This window comes from Methanosarcina hadiensis (assembly GCF_046529725.1).
GTDB lineage: Archaea > Halobacteriota > Methanosarcinia > Methanosarcinales > Methanosarcinaceae > Methanosarcina > Methanosarcina hadiensis.
Genome location: NZ_CP136241.1, coordinates 187,799 through 211,859 on the forward strand (window position 1 = coordinate 187,799; position 24,061 = coordinate 211,859).

The following is a 24,061-nucleotide window of genomic DNA, read 5'->3' on the forward strand; positions in this document are numbered from 1 at the left end:
TAAAGCTTTCCGGACAGTTTCCGGAGGGCTGCCTTTCTTATCTTGAATTTACTCTTGTATTTACTTTCCTGCGAAGCTGTTCCCCTATGAAAAAGTCAAGTTTCCGGGCAAACTCTTCTTTTGCATTTTCAGGAATAGTTGCCCCTGCGGCAATATCATGCCCCCCGCCTGCGCCTCCAACCTCTGCAGAAACGACTGACATTGCTTCTGACAGGTTTACCCCTCTGCGGATCAGGTCCTGCGTCCCTCGCGCTGAAACCTTAATCCCTCCTTCTGTTTTTGCAAAGGCAATAATCGGAAGGTTCCTGTTTTCAACTATTGTGGAACTCATGCCTGCAATTATTCCCACAATGGTTTCCTTGATCTGTGAACCTGCATCAAAGTACTGGATATTTTCCAGTTGAGTGACGCCATTTTCTTTTACGTAAACAAGCCCGTTAACAAGATTTTGCCTGTGTTCGGCAAGCAGTTTTCTGGCATCCTCGTAAGCGTTTTCTCTGTCTCCCATGCAGACAGCAAGCCCGATATCAGCGTGGTCATATCTTGCAGTGGCATTCAGGAGTGTAGAAAACTCCGAGGCATCTCTCATTTCTGTGCCTTCTCTTTCTTTGAGGAGGACGTAAACTTCACCTATCAGGCGCTCTATTCTGTACGAGGGTATCCCTGATTTAAGGCAGTACTGGAAAAGTCCTGAGATGATTTTCTGTTTTTCCGAGATCTCCAGGTCTATCCAGCGCCTCCAGCGTTCGTCCTGGCTGAAACGAATATTCAACGAGTGAAGAAAGTTTATGCAAGCCTCTTCGTCTCCGGTAAGTCCCGGAAGGTAAGGATCGGATGAATATTGCAGAAGCTTGTAAATTGGGCGGGTCTGCTTTCCGAACAGGGTCAAATCTTTCTTGAATTCGATATCTCCTCCCTTTACCCCTTCTTCAAGAATTATCCTGTTAATTCCTGCCAGCTGCCCCATTTTCAGGTGCTGCATGTCTCCGATAGCTCCGACTATGGCAAGAGGGGAAAGGTCCCTGTTTTTTCCCAGGGCTGAAGCCAGGAGGTAAGTGCTTCCCGAACCGCTCAATTCATAAGAACCGTTTGCCCCGAAAAGGTGGGGATTAAGGTGGAATTCGAGGGTCCCCTGCGGCTGGTGGTGGTCTGAAATTACTGCATTAATCCCGCGGGATTTTATGTGTTCGCACATTCCGCTTCCCAGGTCCGTAAAGACTACGAGCTCGTGGTTTTCATCTGCAATAGTATCCAGTGCCTTTTCATCAAGCTGCTTTACAAAGCGGGTTGTGTATTCGAAATTTCCTCTTTCAAGGGCTGTGCAGATAATCCCTGCAGAGGTCAGCCCATCTGCATCAATATGAGATACCACATGGACAGACCTGTGTTTTTTGATCTTTTCGGCACATTTGCCTGCTTCTTTTCTATAAGTTTCTATGATTTCAGTCATCAGTTTCTCCGAGATTCTCTGCCGGCTTCAGTTTAATATCTTTCTCCCAGCGATTTTTCCTTTCCCATTCTTTCGGATTTATTATGTAATCTTTTCCATCCCTTTTTATTTCCGGAAAGTTTCGGATTTCCTGCAGTGTGAGCTTCAGGTTTTCGGCATGATAACTTTTCTCCAGCTCTTCCCAGGGAACCATATATGCTTCCCTTCCGTGGCCCACCCCAAGGCGGAGTTCCACTGCAAGGAATCCCCTTCTTCCAGATCTATTCAGATAGTCTGAAATCCTGTCTATCTGGTGAACACCTTTTTTGTCCACTGTAAAGTGCTGAGAAAAATAAAGTGCAGTCGCTCCTTTATCTACGGAGATACTTTTGCATTCTATCCCCAGGTAAAGGTCAGGATCAAGAGAATCTACAAGTACGTCAAGGAATTGAGAAGTAAATCTGTGCTGTTTAAGCCTGTAGGAGATGGCTCTTATGCCTTTTTCCTCAATGTATGCATTAAATGAGTTTACAAGCACACGTTCGAATTCGGTCACGAAATCCATTCTCCTGTCTTTTTCTATTTTGCTCAATTTTTACTTAAAACATATGGATTTATACAGATCAGTTTTATAAATCCTCTTATATTTTCTTATATCTTCTTTAAATCACAGGTTTTCTTTAAATCACAGGTTTTGCAAGAATGCGATGTGAAATATGGATACATAGAAGGTTACTGGAAAAATTAAGGAAATACGTTAAAGTATATTTTGAAGGTATGGAATCTATGATGTGTGACAGATTCAATAGTGTTTTTGATATAATGCATGATATGATACAGTCGGGAAATTGTGAGTGACATTCTATAAGTTTTATTGTAAGTATCATTCCATACGTTTATTGTAAGTACCATTCAACATGTTTTTTTAAGTAACGTTCTGTTTGTTTTTTATGATATTCAACTTTTAAAACTTACTGATTAACTGGGAACTCCGAATTTACAGATTTTTATAATAACTTTTCTGATAATTATTTCTCCACAGATATAATTCTTATGAAATCTGTTTCAGGACACAATTGTGAGTGCAAAAAAGTTATTCGGGAATTTTTTTCCGGAAAATAAGTACCGGTCAGGATTTTGACCGGCTAATTTAGAAATCTACCCGACGGGTCCAATTATAAGCTATTTTAATTTAAGCTGCTTTAATTTGAGATAATAAAAGTTATAAAATCAGGACTAAGTCTGGTTTCCCTTACAAGCCTTTCGATGGTGTCTTCATCCGAAAGTCCTTCTTCTTTTAATTCTTTTATGCGGTCAAATACATGCTGGGAAACTTCGGAATATTCGTTAATATCTTTTCTATGGCCCCACACATCGCCTTCAAGCAAAGCAATATTCTGCATGGAGAGATACATCTGTGCAGAACTGGAGATTGTTCTCTTGTATGAGCTCGGGATGTGGATCGCTTTTACATCTGGACACTTAAGGATGAGCTTGAAAATGTCCTTGTTTGATGGTCTGAAAGCAAGGTGGACAATTTCCTCATTAAGACCTAAAGTGTCAATTTCCTCTTTTGAGCTTACAACTCTAATTTTCATTTTTATCACCATTCTTCCCAGGTTTTTTAGAGTTTGTTAAGTGTTTTTTAGGGTTTCTTAAGATTTAATTCAGGGTTATTCAGGGTTTTCGGGATTAATTTAAGGATTCAAATTCATTTAAGTTTTCCAGGTTGATCTAAGCTTATAGGGTTTCGCAGATCAACCAGAGTATATTTTTCCTTTGAATTCTGAGTTTAAACGATTTCTGAATCTGAAAATTACGTTTTTCCTTATGTTAAGGGTTTATGATATTTATTTTTTTATGAATGTTTTTACATTATTATTTTAATCAAATTTTATTTGTAAAACTGAGTTTTAACAGCCTTTCTTTGATTTTATTTTTTTATATGAATTTGGATGTTTATGTATCATATATTACTTTAAATTGTTAATACTCGGTTTTTCTGAGTTTTAATAACAGTTTCTCGGAATCAAATCCAGTATTTTGCCTTTCACATTGGTATAATCGATTTGTACTGTCACTGAAGGGAGTATACGTTATTATACCATACTATTTAACATTTTTTCTGTAAATCCTCTTATTCCATATTAATCTAAATGAACCGGACAAGGATTTCAGTTAATAGTTTAACCGAATTCTCAACACTGGTTCTTTCATTCCTGTTTGATTGAATAGCCTGACATAGGAATTCTGGCTCAGGATTCAATATTTTTTCCTCTTCTGCTTATTCTGTTCATGAAATATTATTTATATCCTGGTTTGATTTTATTTGAGACTCGCCGTTCTTATAAAACATAAAATATAAAATATAAATTATTTAGGACTTACGCGGTTGAACTGAAAAAACAACGGAGCTAAACCTTCAACTGTCTAAACCCTCGATTTAACAGCAAGGTCTGTTGATCTTGATTTCAAACCTCAAGTTCGTAAGTCCTATTATTGTATCATGAAACCACACCATTTTTCTTTTCGAAAAACATTGTTTATTTGCAGGCTCATTATAACTTAGCCATTCTCGACCAGTATGGACAAACTTGGTGTGATATTGTGAGATTTCTAAACCTGTAACTAAAATCAGTATGTGATTTATTCAAAAATGCATACTACAGGCGATAACATTGCGCCTGAAAGTATGTTCAGATATGCGAATGGATTTCAGGGCCTTTTAAGACCAGCTGTGAATGGTCTCTTAAAAATTTGTCTGGCTCCGGATGGATTTCATTGCCTTAAAAACATAGTGTGAATCATGGGGGCAAAAAGCTAAGTTTGATATCTTTATAGGAAGCGTCATTTTTTATATGAAGAGTCATCTATTAATTTTTAAGAGCCTTTGACATGTATGCCCCTTCAAGGGTATAACCCAGTTTTCTATAATACTCTCTTGCACCTATTCCACTGATTATTGATAATTTCTCATAGCCGGATTCGGATGCGATTTCCTGAGCGCGCTCAATAAGCTCCTTGCCATAGCCCCGGTGCTGCCATTCTTTTTGTTTTGCTCCTTTTCCTACGGGTACCATAGATCCGTAAACGTGCAACTCTCTTATAAGTGCAGAGTCCTGCAGTTCCTCCCGGTGGGGGGCAGCCGGAAAACGCAAACGAGTGAAACCTATAAGGACATCTGAGGAAATATCTTCAAAAGCAATAAAGTGTTCTTTGCCATTGCAGGCTTCATAAGTTTCCGTAGTAATCTCAATATCTTTTTCGTTTATTTTTCTTCCTTTCAGGCTGGTGTGACCAACCTCTCTGCAGCGTATGCAGCGGCATTTTCCTCCTTTTTCCCGGAGTTTTTCTTCTGCAAGCTGTCTGAGGTTACTCTTCCTGACGCCTGCAAATATTTGATGGGCAGGAATGTCTCTCTGGATGCGCTGAAGCCTTACCCATTTGGGCAGGATAGATTTTATGTCTGCAACAAGTTCCGCAGCTTCTTCGTCTGAGAGAGCCTTATATTCTCCGGCCTCCCACATTCTGTACAGTGGCGTGCCTTCTGTCACAAGGGTAGGATAAATCTTAAGGTAGTCCGGCCTGAAACGCGGGTCATCAAAGAGCTTTTTAAACCCCCTCAGGTCGAGTCCTGAATCTGCCCCTGGAAGGTGAGGCATCATGTGGAAGCCTACTTTAAATGCGCTGTCTCTTAGAACCTGGTTAGCCCTGACAATTTCCGCAACTCCATGCCCTCTCTGCATCCGGGATAGAATAAAATCGTAAACGCTCTGGACCCCAAGCTCTACTTTTGTCCCCCCAAATCTAAGAAACTCGTCCACATGTTCTTCCTTTGCCCAGTCTGGCCTTGTCTCGAAGGTTATTCCTACATTGCGGATCCCAGCTTTTTCATTGGCTTTCTGGACCTCCTCAAGCGGAATATAAGGAGAGGATTTTCCGATTCTCCAGGCTCTATCCCTCCATTCCGTGCCTGTAAAATCGTTCATTGCTTCAAGGCAGCGTTTACTGAACCATTCCTGGTAGTCGAGGCTGCGTGCCGAAAAAGTGCCTCCCATTACTATCAATTCTACTTTTTCAACATCATGTCCTATTTCTTTTAACTGGGAAAGCCTGGACTGAACCTGGGAGTAAGGGTCAAACTCATGTTGAATAGCTCTCATAGCTGCTGGTTCCCTTCCCATGTAGCTTTGAGGAGATTTAAATGATGAATTTGGACCACCAGGACAGGGCAGGCAGACCCCGTGAGGGCATGGGGCAGGGGAAGTCATTACAGCAATTACTGCAACTCCGGAAATCGTCCTTACGGGTTTTCTCCTGAGGAACTCTTTTATTACTGCCTGTTCCTCAGGCGTACCCTGTATAATTATGTCTCCGTTCCTTGGCAGGCTGGAAAGATGATATAATTTACTCACATTTTTTTTTTCTTTATTCAACTGGTCTTCGTTTTTTATTTCGCCTGCAAGTACTTTTTCAAGAACAATCCTGCAGGCCCTGTTATAATCAGCTTCTTTCATTTCAATTTCCGTCTTTTCAGGTTATGTCCAGGGCTCTTCCTCTTAATAGCAGATACAACTGGATGAGTAAAGTTAAAAATGATTATCCGATGTCAATACTTTCGGATTTGTGCGTTATAAATTTCTATGCATTATGAATTTCTATGCATTATGAATTTCCATTTAGCAGTTTCCGGTAAGCCAGTTTTTGTAAACCTGCTCATGAATATTAAAAAAATTTAGTCTTTTTGTAATTATATCTAATTCAGTTCTTAAAAACTGTACCATACGTCAGTATTATAGTATAATATAGTCAATGATCGCTCTGGATTCAATTGACTATATTACAGCTGCTCTAATGCTAAGACTTATTTCTCAAGCAGAAGGGTACAATTTCCGTTCAGTCCTGTTTTGGCTCGCATAAATCAAATCCTATAATAAAAGTTCCCATACCTACCGCTGGCTTAAGACCCATAACGGATCTTATATACTCGTCAGAGGGGGTGGAAGGAGATGCAAGTACGATATTAGTTAATTCGTTCACGCACTCCAAATCCTTACATTTTTGAGGGGGAAGAACAACAGTGATTGGTTCTTTTTTGGCTTCCGCTGGCTTTGGTACCGCACTTCTGTAAATAACGAAATTTCCCATCACAAGCATATCCTTACACTTTTTACATTCTTCGAGTTTCGCGGGGTCATAAACATCCTCGCCTATTTTTTCCCCGTACTGCATGAGAACTACATTGGGTCCTTCAGGCCAAACATAGTCCATATTGGTTGTAAAGGCTATGATCAACTGGCGATTAAGAACCTCCTTAATCCCCTGATTATCTCCGACTCCCATGCCCATTAAAACTGCCCCTTCGGCTTTTTTCTCGAGCTCAAGTATTTTTTGTTTATCTTCTTCACTCAAAATGTATGTATCTTCCACGCCTTTCATGGCTTTTATCCTGCAGAGGACATCCTGGATAATATCTTGACATTCCAAAACTGATACCCCTTATTGTTTTTATCCTATGTTGCTCTTTTCAGATATAAATAGATCTTATACGGCTTCTGTGAATAGTATGAAGGCTGACTATTTTCCTAATTTCTTTTCTTGAGTAATTTTCATCTTTCTTTTTATATATTTTGCTTATTTTATATTTTCTCTATTATATCGTCAATTTCTGATATGTTTTATATTGGTACTGTATGCCGTGCAGATAAACACTCTTCGGCTTTTATTATTATAAAATTAATGGAAGTCTTATTCAGAAATATAACAATTATTTAATATGTTTATATGGAGCTTTATCCGCGTGATTTGCCCGATATTTATGAATAAATGGCTGAATCATTAGTTTGAATTGATATTTTTCCTGCCTGAGTCATTCGTTAATGGGGCATATCTAAAGAAAGTCGTATTATATGTATGTGGTGTTCAAAGCAGCTTTTATTTTGAGAATAACTGTGCTATACCCGGTGAAAAAGTACTCAAAAAACGAAAACCAGACCCAGATAAACATGAGATTGAAAACAAGATGCCACAAGTGAAACCCGGATCATTTCCTGCAATTAACAAATTCTTAGAAGCTGAGAAAATGATTTAAATGTTTTACGTAATAGTTTTTTAAAAATAGTGTTTTTTGAAATTATTTAGTCATATCCCTTAAGCATATTTCCTTTTTTCTATAGTGTTTTATAAGCGTTTCTACTTCATCCTGTATATTAATCCCTGACGAATTTTCTGCCCATATTCTTTCGACATTTACCGTTATTTACATCGTTGTTTTGCGCTTTTCCTCTCCAATTCCTACGAAATAGACCACAAAAGATTTAATAATGCAATTATTTTATAGAACACTTGTAATCCAATTTAGAGGGATAAGGAGGGAATGAAATCCTCTTCGGCAATAGACGAAATGGATAAGTCTAATTTGGTGAAGAACGGTGAAACCCTTTTAAGTGTTCGATCCCGACACTTCTTCTTACATACGATATATCTTAACAAACATGGAGGAAACAATAAAATGAAGAGATTTGCAGCAGTATCACTGGCTGTTCTCATGCTTCTCACTGTATTTGCATCCGCCGCAAGTGCACAAGATGTAATTGAGATCCGCGGTCCAGTGTACAACGGCTCTGATATCGACGACATAATTGATACATATGGCGACGGTAGCACCCTTACAATCGATGCAAAACAGTTTGCAGCATTCTACTATGACATTGATGACAACGTGACAACCGAAACCCTTTCCATCAGGGACGTTCAGGGAACTGAAGGCAATGTCATTGGAGAAGGCGGAATTGTCTACCAGACAAGCATCCAGCAGGTTGAGTATGAATTTGACAGACCAGATCTCGGATGGAGCAACTACAGCCTGATCGGCTTCTTTGCAGAGAAATGGATCCCGATCAACCCTGACAAAGCTGACAAGCTTGCAAAGCTCGTCCTTGACAGCGATGACAAGTACACTATCAGAACAGGTGAACAGCTCGACCTCGGAGAAGGCTATGCTATCGAAGCCAAGCAGGTCGATGTTGACGGTGAGAAAGTCTGGCTCGAATTCACCAAGGACGGAGAATTCGTAGATGACGAAATCATCTCAGTTGTTAGCGGATCTGACAACACCTGGGACGTTGAACTTGATGACATCCAGGACGAAGACGATGTCGTTGTCCTCAGATTGCACGTCAACCAGGTCTTCCAGGGCGCAGTCGACAGCATTGCCCAGATCGAAGGTCTCTGGCTCATTGACTACGCAAATGCAATGACCATTGAGTCTGACGATGAATTCGGCAACCTTGACGATGTCAGAATCCAGGGCGACACCCTTGTCCTTACCAACGAAGACACCTTCACTCTGACCAGGGATGATGAAGAAGAAATCGCTGAAGGTCTGTTCTTTAAGACCGCCGATGACACCAGAGCACTCAGGTTCTACGCTATGAAGCAGATCACAGAGCCTGGCACCTATGAAGTCAGAGGTCAGGTCGCTACCGGCGACTTCAGCTGGAATGCAACCAACTTTGCAGGCTTCTTCTATGATGTAAACGACGATGTATCCACAGAATCCCTTACAGTAACCGGCCTTAACGGCGGAAATGTCATTCCTGAAGGCGGTCTTGTCTATGAGACAACCATCGAGATGGTTGACTATGAGTTCTCCAGGCCTTCCGTTGGATGGGACCAGTTCCCTGTTATCGGCTTCTTCGCAGAAGAATACATCCCGATCAACCCTGACAAAGCTGACAAGCTTGCAAAGCTCGTCCTTGACAGCGATGACAAGTACACTATCAGAACCGGTGAACAGCTCGACCTCGGAGAAGGCTATGCTATCGAAGCCAAACAGGTCGATGTTGACGGTGAGAAAGTCTGGCTCGAATTCACCAAGGACGGAGAATTCGTAGATGACGAAATTATCTCAGTTGTTAGCGGATCTGACAACACCTGGGACGTTGAACTTGATGACATCCAGGACGAAGACGATGTCGTTGTCCTTAGAGTACACGTCAACCAGGTCTTCCAGGGCGCAGTCGACAGCATTGCCCAGATCGAAGGTCTCTGGCTCATTGACTACGCAAACGCAATGACCATTGAGTCTGACGATGAATTCGGTGACCTTGACGATGTCAGAATCCAGGGCGACACCCTCCAGATCACCAATGAAGACACCTTCACTCTGACCAGAGATGACGAAGTCGACATTGGCCAGGGAATGTTCTTCAAAGTCGCTGACACACCAGCCAACGACATCAGGTACTACCCATTCGTTGAGAGGACTATCAGCGGAGAAGTAGATGATGATAAAGACGAAGACGGCAATGTGACCACACCTAACGAAACCGATGTTGAGGGACCAACCGAGGAACCAACCGAGGAACCAACCGAGGAACCAACTGAGGGACCAACAACCGAGGAGCCAACTGAGGAACCAACCGAAGAAGAACCCGGCACTCCTGGATTCGGAGTTGTCCTTGGTCTTGTCGGACTCCTTGCAGTCGTCTACCTCGTCAGGAGGAACAACTAAATTCTCTGAGTGAAGGGTTCTACCCTTCTCTCTTTTAAATTCTTTTTTGGTTTCTTCTTGCAGATAACTTTTTATTTGCAGATTTCTTAGTTCTGGTAATTCTTTTAAATTTGAAATCCTGATTCTGTAAACCGCCTGGTTTTTCAGGGTTTAAGATCAAGGTGAATTTTATGAAAAAAATCATAGCTTTAATATCAGTGTTTGCGGTTTTGATGATCGCATTTTCAGGATGTGTGGATAATACTCCTGCAGTTAACGGGACAGATTCGGACAATCCGGAAACAAACCCAATTTCTGATGATGTTGCAGCTGGGGTAAGTACGATTGAAAACTTTCCTGCAGGCTTTGAGTATATTGATACCATTCCACTCTCTACAGATGAGATTAAAAGTACTTACGAAGCTGAAAACGTTACAGGAATCCTTTCAGGCTCTGAAGGGATCTATAGAGATTCCAACAATACTGATTATTATGTGGATGCGATCGAGCTTGAAAATGAAGAAGCCGCAAATAATCTCATTGATGTATATAAGTCTTCCTTCCCTCCATTAAGCAGTGGGTCCCGTTTTACCGATGTTCCTTTTAACGGGCATTCCGCTGTAAAAATTCTCGACTATATAACTGCCGGAGGAAAATCCGTTACCAGATACTCTTACATCTGGAACAATGAAAACTATGTGATAGTAGTTTTCGGAAATACTGCTGAAGAAGCACCTATAAAACAGCTTGCAGAAGCAACAGGATACTGATTACTCAGTAACCGGTCTTTTTCTTTTTTCTTTTTTGTCTCTTTTATTCTGCGATCTCTTTTGGAAGTAGTAAACTGTAAACTGAAAACAAATAAGATCAAAATTACAAGAAAAATTAACAGAAAAAATAGCGTAGGTAGATTTTAAAAATAACGCAGCGGATAAGAACCAAATCTAAAGAACCTGTCTTTCGATCTCTTATCCGCCAGATGTGTAATTAATATATTTAACTTATTATTTAACTTGCTTCAGGCCGTTTATTTTATTAGCAGAATACCCTTTCCACCAACATTAACGTCGCCTGTGAATTTGCGGTAAGAGATTCCTTCAACCTCTTCCGTCCCTTCTTCTTTGTAAGAGGGGAGCAGATCAAAGACCTCACCTTTTATGATGACAGTGCCGTTCTTCATCTCGCTTGCCGGCATGGTTGCTTTGCCTTCAATAATTATTTTCCCGCCGTTGTTTGAGATTGCAGGAAGGAGCCCCACATCGCCCTTTACAAGGATCTCGCCTCCGCACATATGCTCTCCGACGTAGTCCTTCGTATTGCCGTTCACGGTAATCTTTCCTCCGCGCATTCCGCAGGATTCCCCACGGTAACCTGCACCTACGTAATAGGAAGCATTTCCGTTGAGGATTATCTCCCCGCCTGACATCTCACAGCCGAGCCAGCTGTCAGCATTGCCGTTAATTACTATCTTTCCGCCCTTCATCCCAAAGCCGCAGTGCATGTCTACGTTGCCGTTAATCTCTATTTCCCCGGCAGTCATGTTCTGCCCTATTCGTTTTACTCTGGAAACATCGCTTTCGAAAATCAGCTTTGTGTTTTCCACTGAGTCTCTTCCTTCTACATCTATAGTGAAGAAATCTCCCAGAGGGCACTGTCCGTTTCCGTACCAGACAGGAATAACCTTTATCTCTTCTGCGGTTTTGCCGGCAAAGTTATCAGGGTTTATGTTATCGGCTTCAATGGGGATTCTGTTTGCTTTTTTGAGGGAAAGTTTTACAACCTGCATTTAAAAAACCCCCTCAGTACCGATTTCTACAGGCTTCTGCAGATATATATCCTCAACCATGTAATTGGCTTTGCTCACAGTGTAATACTTCCTGAATTTACGGTCTATATCTCTCTGCATTGCGGTATCGATGCTTTCCGGAATTTTAGCGTTTACCCAGTAAGTTTTTCCTTTCGGGGTCTCTTCGATTTCGCCATCCTTTACAACTACTTCCCCACTCTTCAGGGTATATGCTGCAGATGAGAAAGCAGCCTTAACCTTTGCATACTCTGTTGACGGGTCAACCTGTCCTGGCAGGATGTCATAAATTGCAATGTCAGCGTCAGAGCCAACCTTAAGGTTCCCTTTCTCAGGCATGCTGTACATCCTTGACTGGGTGCTCCTTGTCATAATGGCAAGCTCATAGAAATCCAGCTCCCTGTCGATTCCGGGGAGTACCATCCTGTCAAGGGCCATCTTGGAAAAGCCTGATATTACCTCTTCTCTCCTTTTTGCACTCATCAGATAGGTAAAGGCTTCAGGGTAGTTAACAAAAGATCCGCCGTTAGGGCTGTCAGTTGTGAACATAACTTTCCAGGGATCCTTTACAAGCAGAGCTAGTTCAAGACCGATTGCCCACTGGACTGCATTTACAAAGCTTTTTGGTGAATAGAACAGGGGAACGACTCCGGAAGCATCTTCCAGTTCGATGTCCTGGTTGCTCCATTTCTCATGCAACATTCTTGCGTTTGCATATTCAACAGGTCCGTCTGCGGTCATAGTAACAGCAGGTCCGAAGATAACCTGTCCAAGGTCGAATGTCAGGTGGTCTACTCCATTTATGTAATCTGCAACCATTGGGGCTCCTGTCTCGAAGTCTCTCCAGGAGGTCCCTGCATAAGCATTAAACTGGACGTGCGTTACATGGAGGGACTGTCTGTCCCGGCTCGGCTTAATCTTTTCAAAAAGCTTCATGGACTCTATGGTTGTTGCATAGTTTCCTGGCTTTCCAAGGTTATTGCAGTGCACATGTACGGAATGCGGAAGTTTCAGGCGTTCGTTAGCTTCTGCAAGCCCCATAAGGATTTCTGCAGGAGTTACATCAAAGTTGGGGACGGGATCATAGAGCCCGCTTACATTTCTTCCCCAGCCCCAGGCTTCTCCTCCTCCCGGGTTTACAATCTTTACTCCGTAACCTCTTGAGGCTCTCAGGCCCCAGGCAATGTATGCTGCAAGTTTTTCAGGCTCCTTATCCCGGATATATTCCATTACCTGCCAGTTGCTTCCGAAAAGCGACAGCCCCATTTTATCAAGAATAGGAATTTCCTTGAATTCTTCATGTGTGTGCCTTGCAGCAAGCAGGGGAATTGCAGCTTCACAGATAGTTGTGTACCCCAGTTTCGCATACCTGTATCCGATTGCGTAGGTGTTGGGGGTATTATACCCTACCTGTGCTCTTGTCTTTTCAGTGCGTGCAACCTGGCCGGAAAGCCCGGGTACAAGGTTTTTCCTGGCATCGTTGGGATTGATGAAACGGCCGACGTTAATTTTACCTGCGCTGTGTGTGTGTCCGTCAAAGCCCCCTGCCATGGTAAGCTTGCCTTCTGCATCGATAACCTTCGCATTTCCAGAGACGCTCTCCACGATTTTGCCGTCTCTAATGCAGATATCCATAGTCTCGCAGTTAATGCCCTGTGACGGGTCACAGACGCTGGCGTTTTTAATAAGGATTTCCGACATCTTATGCACCTCTTTTCAGTTCCCTGACCTTTGCAGTCAGGTCTTTTACAATTTCTTCGTCGGTCTTGAATTTGGTATCAATCAGTTTCTTCATGCGGAGTGAGATTGCATCCATACGGTAAGCCGTACCTTCCGCTTCGATTCCAACAACTGCTGATGGGATCACAACATCTGCAATCTCAGTTGTCGGGTTGGCATACGGGTCAATCTGGATCACAGGGATTCTTGCAAGATGCCTGACTGCCTTTTGAGGGAAGTGTGCTCCTGCGTCAGCTGCAGCTATAATTGCTGCATCAGGCTCTTCGCGCACAAGCAGGTCATTTGCTCCGGTTTCCCCGGGGTTGTAATAAGGATAGCCTCTGGCAAAATCAATTGCCATCGGAAAACCTGTTTCCCACGTAGCCACCTGCCCGAAACCTGTAACGTTATAGTGACCTCGCATTCCGATCATTACGGCTTTTGTGTACTGGTTTAGGTCTGAAATTAGAGAAGACATCGCGTCTCCGTTCTTGTATTTTGAACGGGATTGAGTGACTCCCATACCAAAGAAAATGCAGACGAATTTCGCATTCTTCAAGGTTTCAGCAAGCTCAAGAACCTCTGCTTTAGGAACGCCTGCAATGGTTTCCGGAATAACATCTGCATGCCCGTTTACAATTGAACGGAGGGCTGTAACCAGGAGCAGGTCCGATCCCTGTTCAATTTCAACATACGTATCTGCCAGTTTTGCGGTGTCGGTCTTTCTGACATCGACAACTATCATTTTCTTTCCTTTCCGCCCTTTCTCGGTAAAAAGTCCTTTTGAAAAGCTTGAGTAGCGGACCATGTGCCTTGGATGGGCATGTACAGGGTTGCAGCCCCAGAAAATGATTACATCTGCCCTGTTCTTTATCTCTCCAAGGGTGGCTGAAGGGGACCCTTTCTCCTGGGCAGCAAGGGCTGAAGGCCCGTGACAGACGTTTGCTGTAGAATCTATAATAGAACCTGTTTCTTCTGCAAGCTGAATTGCTCCGCTGACAGCTTCGCACGAAGTGGAACACCACCCATAGGAAAGTGTCCTTCTGGAATTTGCCAGGATTTTTGCGGCTTCCTCAATTGCCTCTTCATAAGATACGGGGACAAGTTCCCCATCTTTTCTTACCATAGGGGTTTCTATCCTGTCATGCTGGAGCATACCGACGAACTTGCTGTGCCCGAGGATGCAGGCATTTTCTATTTTTGTGATCTTATTATTTTCAACTGTGACTGTGATATCGTCGCAGAGGGATCCGCAGAGGGAACATACTGCGTCTTTAATTACTGGCATATTTTTTCCTCCGAATTTTCAGTTTTCTCCGGACCTGATGAAGTTTAAATTCTCGCTTAAGGGAGACTGGAATTTAGTCTTCCAGGTACTTCCTCATGAGCGCCTTCATTTCCAGGGGCTTTTCGTCCGTGACTTCAATCTCAGCAGGGACGCCTTTGAATCCCGGCATGCCGCAGCCGTGCGTATCAGGGCTCAGCACTGCGTTTGCCCAGGGACCCATAGGGATAAAGGCAAGGCCGTCAGGGTTTCCTTCGTTTGCCTTTGCAAATACTACCACTTCCCCAAACTCAGTGGTGACTTTCAGGCTATCTCCTTCCGAAGCTCCCAGCCTCTCAAGGTCTGCGGAGTTCAGTTCGCAGTAAGCACAGGCATCAAAATAACCTTTATGTGTTTTAGCTTCCAGATGTGCGCCCTGGTCGGCGGTCCTTCCGGATATGAGGTTTGCTTTTATTTTCATGTAAATTCCTCATCTGGAACTTAATCCAGGTATTTCAATAAACTGAATTGGTTGGATCACTTTTTGAAACATCAATACTAAACTCTCTGTTTTACAGCAGTCTTTCTGGCACGAAGGCCCATGACTGTCATAATTGCTAGTTAAGTTGTGGTCCTCAGCACTCTTTAGATGCATCGCAGTCTCCGAGTCTGAGTTAATGGATTGAGGTCCTGATTCTGGATTCATTTCAGGTAGTAACTATTTAGTAAACGTTTAGTAAAATCTCAGTTAGGGCTCAGGAGCTTACCTGTTGAGATATAATCTCTCGAAAAATATCCTCTAAAAATTTCTATAACGACACTTTATTTCCTGAAGGAATTGTTTATATGATAAATTCAGTCTTCAAGACAGTTCCTTTAATTGAGGATCTATTTCGGTTAATCGTTATAATTATATGGTTTATATATATTTTACCAGATTTATATTTCTTTTCAGCTTATAACCTTTATATAAATGGTAGGTGGTAGTGCCCCTGCGGCACATATTTTTGCTTTCCATTTTTTAAAAATCGATCTGAAAGCGTGTATATATATCACTTTTTAATTATATATTTATTGGTTATATAGGCCATATCCCATTAATTTCTTTTATTATATATTACCATATTATGTCAGGTCTAACATAACGTATTCACTGGCATTCTTTACACATTCTGAGAGCTAACAGGCTCACCTTTTCTATTATTGTCCGGTATTTTCCCATACAAAACATAGTTAAAATGCCCTTTTTTCCCTTTTTCAATCGTTACCCTTTAATATATGTTAGTCCATTTGTGTGTTGCAAGCCCGGATAGCCTAGTCGGTTGGGGCGCCAGACTCATAGGGACTTTATATGAGGCGTCTTTAATCTCCTGAGATATCTGGAGGTCGCGTGTTCGAGTCACGCTCCGGGCACCTGATTTTTTTATTCAAAGAACTTTGTTACTTTGCTCTAATCCTGTCTTATTTTCTCATTAGACGATATGATCTTGACAATTAATTTTAAACTCTCACATGTTTCATAGCCATTTTAAGGAGTCTTTCAGATTTTCCACTTTATCTATCTATACTCCAGGGCCGCCTAGGCCGTTCAAAGGCGATGGATTTAAGATCCGCTTAAGAAGATATTCGTGGGTTCGAATCTCACTTTCGTATAATTTTTAATTAACTCGATTCCTGCTTAAATCCTTTAATTAATTATTATTTTATTTTTATTTAGGCTGTGATAAATGTCTACAAGGACAAACTTAAAGCCTTTCTAAAAAGGTTATAATTATTATATCAATGTGCGATTATTGTTTTTCGGATAAGTTTTAAGTGTCGCTTTCATCAGGCCTTACTCTTTTAAAAGTCTTCATTACACTATGATCATACTTGCAATTATGAAAAAATAAACCAGGTTTTAAATGAAACCGGACTTACACTCAGAAGCTCATGCATAAAAGGTATGTGCATCGAAAGGATGTGGAGCCCCTGCATTAGAACAACTCCCATAATCAAGAAGTAATTATTCCTGAGAGGCACGCGGAATGTGGATCGGTATTCAGAGCGGCAGTTGGATACACGGAAATTATCAAAGAGTACAATCAAAAGCAAAAGCAAATTTCTTGCCCGATTTACTTCATATCCTTCTCCCCCATAAGTATGAAATCGATAGGTAAGGCAACCTCACCGTTTGTCCAGATAAGTTGAAGTATGATGATACTTTCCTCTCCGCTAGTGGAGAAAAACGTATCTTTTCAGAATAGGGCTTTATCCGATACTGTATCTTCGAAAATAAGTTGGCCTTATTCAGGAGTGAATTTCTTACTTCAGTCCATAAAGGCTCTGTCTCTAAAGGTTGCTTTTGAAGGAGACGAGTAAACAGTCATGAGAAGAAATGGCATCATTGGAGCCTTTTAGATGAATCTTCAAGTGTAAAAGAGGGTTGTCGAGGGTATCATCATATCTCAGAGGATTAGAATTCTTCCCCAGTTATTATTGAGTCTATAAAATTGCCAATTTCCCCGGGATTCAAAGAGCCCAGTCTTTTTAGTGTAATTATATCGGTTACTGCAAGAAGTTATCCTGGCTCATGTAAACTTATTATATCTTACGGATAATTATAGTAATAATCTTATAATATATGGGGGGGTTTAATCTTGGGGACTAGAAAGTATACGACAGCGTTTTGTCTATTTTTGATAATGTGGCTACTGTGTGGAACAGTGGCTTCTCAGGCTACGGATTCAACAGGTGATCGCATCTGGGATGAAAACGCATCCCAAAGTCTCAACTATACATGGATGCCTCAGACCTACTCGAGCTTTTATTATGACCTGGATACAGGAGAAGGTTCCGAGAACCTGACAGTTCGGCTCACTGAAGGCAGCAGAAATATTGATACAGATAGACTTCTATATGAAACTGAACCCTTTGAGACGGAATTTGAGTATAATGAATGGGATTTTTATGAAGCTATAGGGTTTATGGGAGAGCGTTATTTTGCAGGATACACCAATAACTCCAGCTTTGTTAGAAGCAATATCAATTTAATATCATATGGGCAACTTTCCCAGGTGCTTATCGATTCAGACGATAGGACAACCCTGTACACCGGTTCTTCCCTTGAACTTGAAGAAGGCTATGCTCTGAACATTGTAGATGTAAGCGGCAACCAGAATCTCGTCCATGTACAGCTTTTAAGGGATGGGGCAGTAATAGATGACAGTTTCATATCATCGAATGCTGACTATATTTATGAAACCACACTCGGTACCGCGCAAAATGTACCTTTGATAGCAATTCACTTCTCAAGGATTTTCCGCGGTCCAGAGACGGATGCAATCTTTACTACAGGCACTTTCCAGGTTTCAGACCAATACATGGAAATCAACGCAGGAGATGACTTCGAAACAATGGAAGTAAGCTCAGTCTCCAGTTCTGGAGTTAGTATGAGAAATAATGAAGCCATTTCTCTAAGCAGGGGAAGTACAGTTAACATAATGGATAATTTCAGTTTTATTGTAGCTGATGCCGACAGTCTACGCTTTGCGCCTGTGGTAAATATGTCCGAGCCCGGGACATACGAGTTAAGGGGAACTGTCTATGATGAGATGTTTAATACAACTACGTGGACACCATATAACTTCGAGGGTTTTTACTACAACATTGATCAGAACATTTCTACTGAAACCCTTTCCATTCAACAGCTTAATGGTAGGAGTATTGACAGCGATATGCTTGTTTACTCCACAGAGCCTACGCTTGTGGAATTTGACCATGAAGAATGGGGAAGCTATGAAGTACTTGGTTTTATGGCTGAGAAATATTTTTCAGGGTACCCGGAAAACACACTAGGAAATTCAAACGGTGTGAATATACTTTCGAATAGCATCATCTCAAAAGTCTTGGTTGAGGATGATAATAGAAAAACGATGTTTAGAGATTCTTCCCTTGAACTTGAAGAAGGCTATGTTCTGAACGTTGTAGATGTAAGCGGCAACCAGAATCTCGTCCATGTACAGCTTTTAAGGGATGGGGCAGTAATAGATGACAGTTTCATATCATCGAATGCTGACTATGTTTATGAAACTAACCTTAGTACCGCACAAAATGTACCTTTGATAGCAATTCACTTCTCAAGGATCTTCCGCGGTACAGAAACGGATGCAGTCTTTGTTCAGGGGATTTTCCAGATCTCGGAAGGTTACCTCAGGCTTCATACAGGAGAATCCTTTGATGAGATGGAAGTAAGCTCGGTTTCCGACTCTGGAATTATACTGAGAAATAAGGACCCGATTTCCCTTACAAGAGACGAGGTTATCGACCTGATGGGTAATGTCAAATTCAGGGTTGCTGATTCTCCTGTCCTGCGCTTTTATCCTTTTGTCAATTTGAGGAGCGCTGAAGGAGACCAGCTGGAAATTGATATGCCCGATACTCTTATTGTCGGCCAGGAGGCAGAAATCGTAGTTACGGCAAGAAATGTTTCAGTTAGTGAAGTAAACGTCCAGGTAAACGGTAACATCATAGGGCTTACCGGAGATGAAGGCACGCTCAATTATACACCTGACAGAGAAGACAACTTCACAATTTCTGCAACGAAAACAGGTTATGTCTCCGGAAGTAGAAATGTTACTGTTGCAGGACAGGAATCCTGAAACTTCAGTCCAGTATCTCCTGAGAAGGTCAGGGAATGTGACCAAATGCAATAAGGTGTAAAAAGGTGAAACCTAAATTGATATAACCGAAACTTACATTCTCGAAAATAACAGTTAAGGTTGCTTCAGTTAACCTGAAAGGCAGTCATATAATGATATTGCTACAAATGCCAGAAGGATCAGTGAAATCCAGGGTAGAACTATCGGTTAATAACAATCAGTTGATTTAAAAAACATGACCCTGGGTTTCTGGATATTTTTAACTTCTGACGATTATAATTGAATTTATTATTCATAATTGAATTTATTATTCATAATTGAAATTTATTATTCTTTTTCTGCAGCCTCTTCCCTTACGACAAGCACGGCTTTTTTCGAGTGCCTGTGACCATATTTCCTTCTGAGTTGCAACAAGATGCCAGGTAAAGATGCCGAGTTCAGGGTCTGGTCTTGGAGTTAATGTGTTAGAATTGTAATCCTCGCACCAAACTTTTTCATCCATTTTTTGCTTTTTTAAATCGACTTAAGTTGACTTGAGCCAGATCATCTTCCCTTTCACAGTAATTTACAAAGATCCTTGATAATCTCAAGGAGCCACCGATTATTACTCTTTGTCTCCCAGCTTATCTCAATTGTAATTGGGCATCATATTTAAGGCAGCTATACAATAGCTTTTCCATTGTGAGGGTGTTCCCGTTAGAGTGTTCCCTATAATTCTCTGTTCAGTAATCGTAGTACATAGGACCTAATGTCTGATGAACGCTCCAAATGTGCGCTCCAGGCGCCTGATTTTTTCTTTTCAAAGCACTCTTTGATATTTTGTCCCAAATCCTGTCTTATTTTCTTGTTAGAGATATATGATCTAGACAATTAATTCTGAACTCCCTTCTGAACTCCCACGTATTTCACAGGTAATTTTAAGAAGTTTTCAGATTTTCCACTTTTTCTATCTATTTTCCAGGGTTGCCCAGCCCCGGTAAACGGCGCAGAATCAGGATTCAGCATACAGGATTAAATAAAAAATAGTAACCCAACAAAAGGATGGTCAGACTTAAAACCCTTTTTTTGTCCAGGTTTAGCCTGATTAGACTATTTTTTTCTTAATATCCAGAGCAAACCCTGAATTTGGAAGAAAAAAATCGAATTTTTAACCTGAAACTGTATAGTTTTATGGCTACTGTACTTGATTATATATTTTGAGTGCGTAAATTCAATGGGATTCGAGGGGATATGCGAAATATACTTGTAATTGGATATAATAATCGGAACGTTGTCTGTTCCGCTCGAAGAGCTGGCTATAATGTCTGTTCTATCGATGCCTTCCATTTTCTTGACCTGCAGGAATGTGCATATGCTTCAGCTCTTCTGGAGCGCAGGGCTGGACCAGAACTGATTGAACTGGATGCTTCCAGGATAAAGGCTCGAATGGTAGCCTTCGGGCTGGAGTTTGATGCCATTGTCCCGGGTTCGGGCATGGAGATGTTTGATCATAATTGCTTTTCCTGTGCTGTACTTGCCAGCAGTCCGGATAATAAACAGAAAGCTTCAAACAAAAAGTACCTCTCAAAAAGACTTGAAGCTCTTGGTATCCCGCATCCTGACTGTTATTCTCCGGACGAAATAGATGCAATTGAATATCCGGTAATTGTTAAACCTGCCTTTGGTTCAGGAGGACTTTTTAATAGGATTGCTAAAGACAAACAGGAGCTTTTGTCTGTCCTTGAAAATCTATGCAGTCTATATCACCGCAGGCTGGATCTGGAGTTCATGGCAGAGACAGTTGTTATACAGGATTTTCTGGAAGGTATTCCTTCAAGCATCTCTTTACTTTCTACTAGGAAAGAAGCTCTCTCAGTGGCAGTAAATGAGCATTTAATAGGGATACCTTGGCTCTCAAGACTTCCGTTTGCTTATTGTGGGAACATAACCCCTTTCAGGAATGAGCAGGCCGATGAGATGGAAACCCTTGCTGAAGAACTGATACTTGATTTTAAGCTCCTGGGCTCAAACGGGGTGGACTTTCTGGTTACGGAAACTGGCCCTGTAGTGCTTGAGATAAATCCCAGGTTCCAGGGAAGCCTTGATACAATCGAGAAAGCGATGGACGTTAACCTGTTTGAAGCCCATGTCGGCTGTTTCAGAGGCGAACTCCCCGAGAAACCTGAAGCTAAACTTTTTGCTGCAAGGGGGGCAATCTACTCGGATCGGGAGCTTATTATAGACAGACAGCTCCTGAATGCCATTCTCAGGGAAAAGGGTGCAGATATCCCTCCTCCTGAAACGAATGTATTGCCTGATGGGTTTCTCACTTCACTGTTTTCATGTGCCTCTAGCAGAGAAGATGTGATCCTGTCCCTTGAACAGGGGGCAGAGAGAATAAAGACTTTTATTGAGTGCAAAAAAAAGATAAGTAGTATCTGAACCCTGCTGGTGGGATGAGCCTGTCCGAAATGCCCTGCTGCTCTAAGAGGCTGTTTTAATATTCAATCAGTTTCTACAACTGGCTAATGGCTAAAATTATATAGATATTTCTAAAGATTTCTTAAAACTATAACCTGTAAATTGATTGCACCGGATGGTATGCTCTGACCGTATTTTCTCACAATCTTCAGGAATATGTGAAGTCAAATTTTTTGTATGTAAACATAAACTATTACATACTCTCCTTCTCAAAACCATCTCTTTCCGGGCTGCCTTTTATAACTTTTCTGAAATAATAGACGTTGATTTTTATTTTTTATCATGGATGTTAATATTGAAAATAATGAAAAGAAAGCAGTAATTCTTGAGAGAAAAAATAATTCTGGTTATTAAATATACATCTTGTAATATACTAGCCATAATATAAAAACGTTATATTATTTCCAAAGGAGTAGGGTTTTTCAAAAAAAGGAGTGGAAAATATGAAGGTTAGTACACATCTGATTCTATTATTTGCAGCCTTTGTATGTATGGTATGTATATCGTCATCAGCGACCGCATTTGAGCCTGAAAAGGTAGGGGTCAATCCTGAGCTTGAAGACTTCACAGCAGGTTTCTTCCCACCCAAGATCCTCAATGTTACGGATGGGGTCTATGTTGCCCGTGGATACAACAGGGATAATCCCGTACTGATAGAAGGTACAGACGGACTTATTGTCATCGACCCTGGAGAGAGCATACCCGCAGCAGAGATTGTTAAGGAAGCGTATAATAAGAAACTGAATAACATCTTTGAAACAAAACCGGTGAAAGCAATCATCTATACTCACCACCACGACTGTCATATCCATGGTGCCTCTGTTTTTGCCAATAACGACACGGAGATTATTGCTCACGAGAATCTGAACCTGACCCTGTACTCTGATTGGTTTGGTCAGGTTTACCCCAGCAGGGCTGATGGAGGTGTCAAAATGTCAGGAAGCTTATTTGCAAACGATCCCGACTGGTTTGCAGGCGGAGGACTCTTTGCAACGCAGATCAGGGGACCTTCAGGTTATTTGCCGCCAACAAAGACTGTCAAAGATAAACTGGAGACAAACATTGCAGGAGTAAGTATAACCTTGCTTTCAGTGCCTGGTGAGACACGCGATGTGCTGGTTGTCTGGCTTCCAGAAAAGGATACAATGGTGCAAATAGCCAACTATTACCAGGCATTCCCGGCAATTACAACTATAAGAGGGGCATTCCCCAGAAATCCACTGGATTACATTGATAGCATAGATGTTTGCCGCAGCCTCGAGCCTGAATACCTGGTTTTACCCCATGGCCCACAGCCCGTTGTGGTCGGCGAAGAAAATATCAGCCGCATGTTCACCAACGGTCGCGATGCCATTCAGTTTGTTCACGATCAGACAGTGCAAAACATGAACAAAGGCTTAACCCCGGGAGAGATCATGGACGTGGTCAAGCTGCCGCCCCATCTTGCCAGCGACCCTAATTTGCAGGAGTATTATGGGCAGGTGGACAGAGACATATACGAGATTTTTTGGTGGTACAGAGGCTTTTATTCCGGCAAGGCCAGAGATATGTTCCCACAGTCTCCTGCAGAAGAAGCCGAGATGGCAGCTGAACTGGCAGGTGGGGTTGATGAGCTTACGGATAAAGCCAGAAATGCTCTGGATGAAGGCAATCTGGAATGGGCCCTGGTTCTTGCTGACGACGTTCTCCTTCTCAATCCGGAAAATGCTGAGGCACGCAAGATTAAGAATTCAGCAATGATCTCCATTGCCGAAAACACACCGAATGCTCAAACACGCAACTATATCCTATCCGAGTATCTCCTGGAGACCAAACAGGTGACGCTACCGACAAGCGGAAATCCGAAACTTACATTTGCCACAATGGAAGAAAGGTTCGTTCCCTTATTGCCAATGGACACTCTACATAGAATAATGGCTGTCAGTCTCGATGCCTCCGAGTGCCTGGATAAGGAAATTACTGTTGGGCTTCAGCTGACAGACATGAAGAATGCCAAATCTTCTGACTATGCCCTGTACGTCCGTAAGGGCATTGTTGAGATTCAACCTGAAGTCCCGGAAGATGCTGATTTCACCATCACAACCAGTTCGATGGTCTGGAAGAATATGGTTCTGGGAAAACTCGATCCTCAGAAAGCCGTTTCCGACGGAAAGGTGAATATTTCGGGAGCAGACTCAAAGGCGTTCTATGAGTTCATGGCTCTGTTTGAATGAGTAGTTTGAGTGTTCCATTAAACACTCTACTTTTTTAA

General features: G+C 41.8%; 17 protein-coding genes and 1 tRNA gene. 7 read left to right on the forward strand and 11 right to left on the reverse strand.

The genetic code is table 11. The annotated features are described in order from the left end of the window. Nucleotides 1–37: 37 nt before the first annotated feature. The 5 genes from RSJ42_RS00885 to RSJ42_RS00905 form a co-directional block, all read right to left on the reverse strand. Entirely contained in the window at nt 38–1,450 is a 1,413-nt protein-coding gene (locus RSJ42_RS00885) for a DHHA1 domain-containing protein (RefSeq protein ID WP_410508868.1), read from the reverse strand. Then, entirely contained in the window at nt 1,443–1,985 is a 543-nt protein-coding gene (locus RSJ42_RS00890; protein ID WP_410510277.1) for a hypothetical protein, read from the reverse strand. Before RSJ42_RS00890 ends, RSJ42_RS00885 begins: the two co-directional genes overlap by 8 nt. A 646-nt stretch (nt 1,986–2,631) precedes the next feature. After that, the gene (locus RSJ42_RS00895; protein WP_410508869.1) at nt 2,632–3,027 is read right to left on the reverse strand and encodes a DUF1699 family protein; all 396 of its coding nucleotides are present in this window, start codon (nt 3,025–3,027) and stop codon (nt 2,632–2,634) included. Between the two features lie 1,275 nt (nt 3,028–4,302). Continuing rightward, nucleotides 4,303–5,946: a tRNA uridine(34) 5-carboxymethylaminomethyl modification radical SAM/GNAT enzyme Elp3 gene (locus RSJ42_RS00900; protein WP_410508870.1), complete on the reverse strand. Its 1,644-nt coding sequence runs from the start codon at nt 5,944–5,946 to the stop codon at nt 4,303–4,305. A 379-nt stretch (nt 5,947–6,325) separates the two neighbouring features. Beyond that, nucleotides 6,326–6,916 carry a hypothetical protein gene (locus tag RSJ42_RS00905; protein ID WP_410508871.1) on the reverse strand — a complete coding sequence of 197 codons (591 nt, stop codon included), beginning with the start codon at nt 6,914–6,916 and terminating at the stop codon, nt 6,326–6,328. Between the two features lie 361 nt (nt 6,917–7,277). Here RSJ42_RS00905 and RSJ42_RS00910 point away from each other — a divergent pair, with 361 nt between their 5' ends. From RSJ42_RS00910 to RSJ42_RS00920, 3 genes are all read left to right on the forward strand, one after another. Then, the gene (locus RSJ42_RS00910; protein ID WP_410508872.1) at nt 7,278–7,520 is read left to right on the forward strand and encodes a hypothetical protein; all 243 of its coding nucleotides are present in this window, start codon (nt 7,278–7,280) and stop codon (nt 7,518–7,520) included. A 420-nt stretch (nt 7,521–7,940) separates the two neighbouring features. After that, the gene (locus RSJ42_RS00915; protein ID WP_410510278.1) at nt 7,941–9,944 is read left to right on the forward strand and encodes an S-layer protein domain-containing protein; all 2,004 of its coding nucleotides are present in this window, start codon (nt 7,941–7,943) and stop codon (nt 9,942–9,944) included. A gap of 170 nt (nt 9,945–10,114) precedes the next feature. Next, complete coding sequence (locus RSJ42_RS00920; RefSeq protein WP_410508873.1) at nt 10,115–10,693, forward strand: hypothetical protein; 579 nt, start codon at nt 10,115–10,117, stop codon at nt 10,691–10,693. Between the two features lie 257 nt (nt 10,694–10,950). Here the strand turns inward: RSJ42_RS00920 and RSJ42_RS00925 are convergent, their stop codons facing one another. The 4 genes from RSJ42_RS00925 to RSJ42_RS00940 form a co-directional block, all read right to left on the reverse strand. Beyond that, nucleotides 10,951–11,709 (reverse strand): formylmethanofuran dehydrogenase subunit C, encoded by a 759-nt coding sequence (locus tag RSJ42_RS00925; protein ID WP_410508874.1) that lies wholly within the window; start codon nt 11,707–11,709, stop codon nt 10,951–10,953. Further along, nucleotides 11,710–13,428, reverse strand: coding sequence for a formylmethanofuran dehydrogenase subunit A (locus tag RSJ42_RS00930; protein WP_410508875.1), 1,719 nt, complete (start codon nt 13,426–13,428; stop codon nt 11,710–11,712). A gap of 1 nt (nt 13,429) precedes the next feature. Further along, nucleotides 13,430–14,734 carry a formylmethanofuran dehydrogenase subunit B gene (locus RSJ42_RS00935; protein WP_410508876.1) on the reverse strand — a complete coding sequence of 435 codons (1,305 nt, stop codon included), beginning with the start codon at nt 14,732–14,734 and terminating at the stop codon, nt 13,430–13,432. A gap of 73 nt (nt 14,735–14,807) precedes the next feature. Then, entirely contained in the window at nt 14,808–15,191 is a 384-nt protein-coding gene (locus tag RSJ42_RS00940) for a molybdopterin dinucleotide binding domain-containing protein (RefSeq protein WP_410508877.1), read from the reverse strand. An 822-nt stretch (nt 15,192–16,013) separates the two neighbouring features. Here RSJ42_RS00940 and RSJ42_RS00945 point away from each other — a divergent pair. After that, nucleotides 16,014–16,123, forward strand: a tRNA-Met gene (locus RSJ42_RS00945). 465 nt (nt 16,124–16,588) lie between these two features. Here the strand turns inward: RSJ42_RS00945 and RSJ42_RS00950 are convergent. Beyond that, entirely contained in the window at nt 16,589–16,810 is a 222-nt protein-coding gene (locus RSJ42_RS00950) for a cation transporting ATPase C-terminal domain-containing protein (RefSeq protein WP_410508878.1), read from the reverse strand. 539 nt (nt 16,811–17,349) lie between these two features. On the opposite strand from RSJ42_RS00950, the gene RSJ42_RS00955 reads away from it, so the two are divergent. Next, a complete protein-coding gene (locus RSJ42_RS00955; protein WP_410508879.1) occupies nt 17,350–19,350 on the forward strand; it encodes an S-layer protein domain-containing protein in 2,001 nt (666 codons plus the stop codon). A gap of 307 nt (nt 19,351–19,657) precedes the next feature. On the opposite strand, the gene RSJ42_RS00960 is transcribed toward RSJ42_RS00955, so the two are convergent. Beyond that, nucleotides 19,658–19,852, reverse strand: a complete 195-nt coding sequence (locus RSJ42_RS00960) for a hypothetical protein (protein WP_410508880.1) — start codon at nt 19,850–19,852, stop codon at nt 19,658–19,660. 728 nt (nt 19,853–20,580) lie between these two features. Here RSJ42_RS00960 and RSJ42_RS00965 point away from each other — a divergent pair. Together RSJ42_RS00965 and RSJ42_RS00970 are read left to right on the forward strand one after the other, a co-directional pair. Further along, nucleotides 20,581–21,771: an ATP-grasp domain-containing protein gene (locus RSJ42_RS00965; protein ID WP_410508881.1), complete on the forward strand. Its 1,191-nt coding sequence runs from the start codon at nt 20,581–20,583 to the stop codon at nt 21,769–21,771. A gap of 482 nt (nt 21,772–22,253) precedes the next feature. Continuing rightward, complete coding sequence (locus RSJ42_RS00970) at nt 22,254–24,023, forward strand: alkyl sulfatase dimerization domain-containing protein (RefSeq protein WP_410508882.1); 1,770 nt, start codon at nt 22,254–22,256, stop codon at nt 24,021–24,023. The last annotated feature ends 38 nt before the right edge of the window (nt 24,024–24,061 follow it).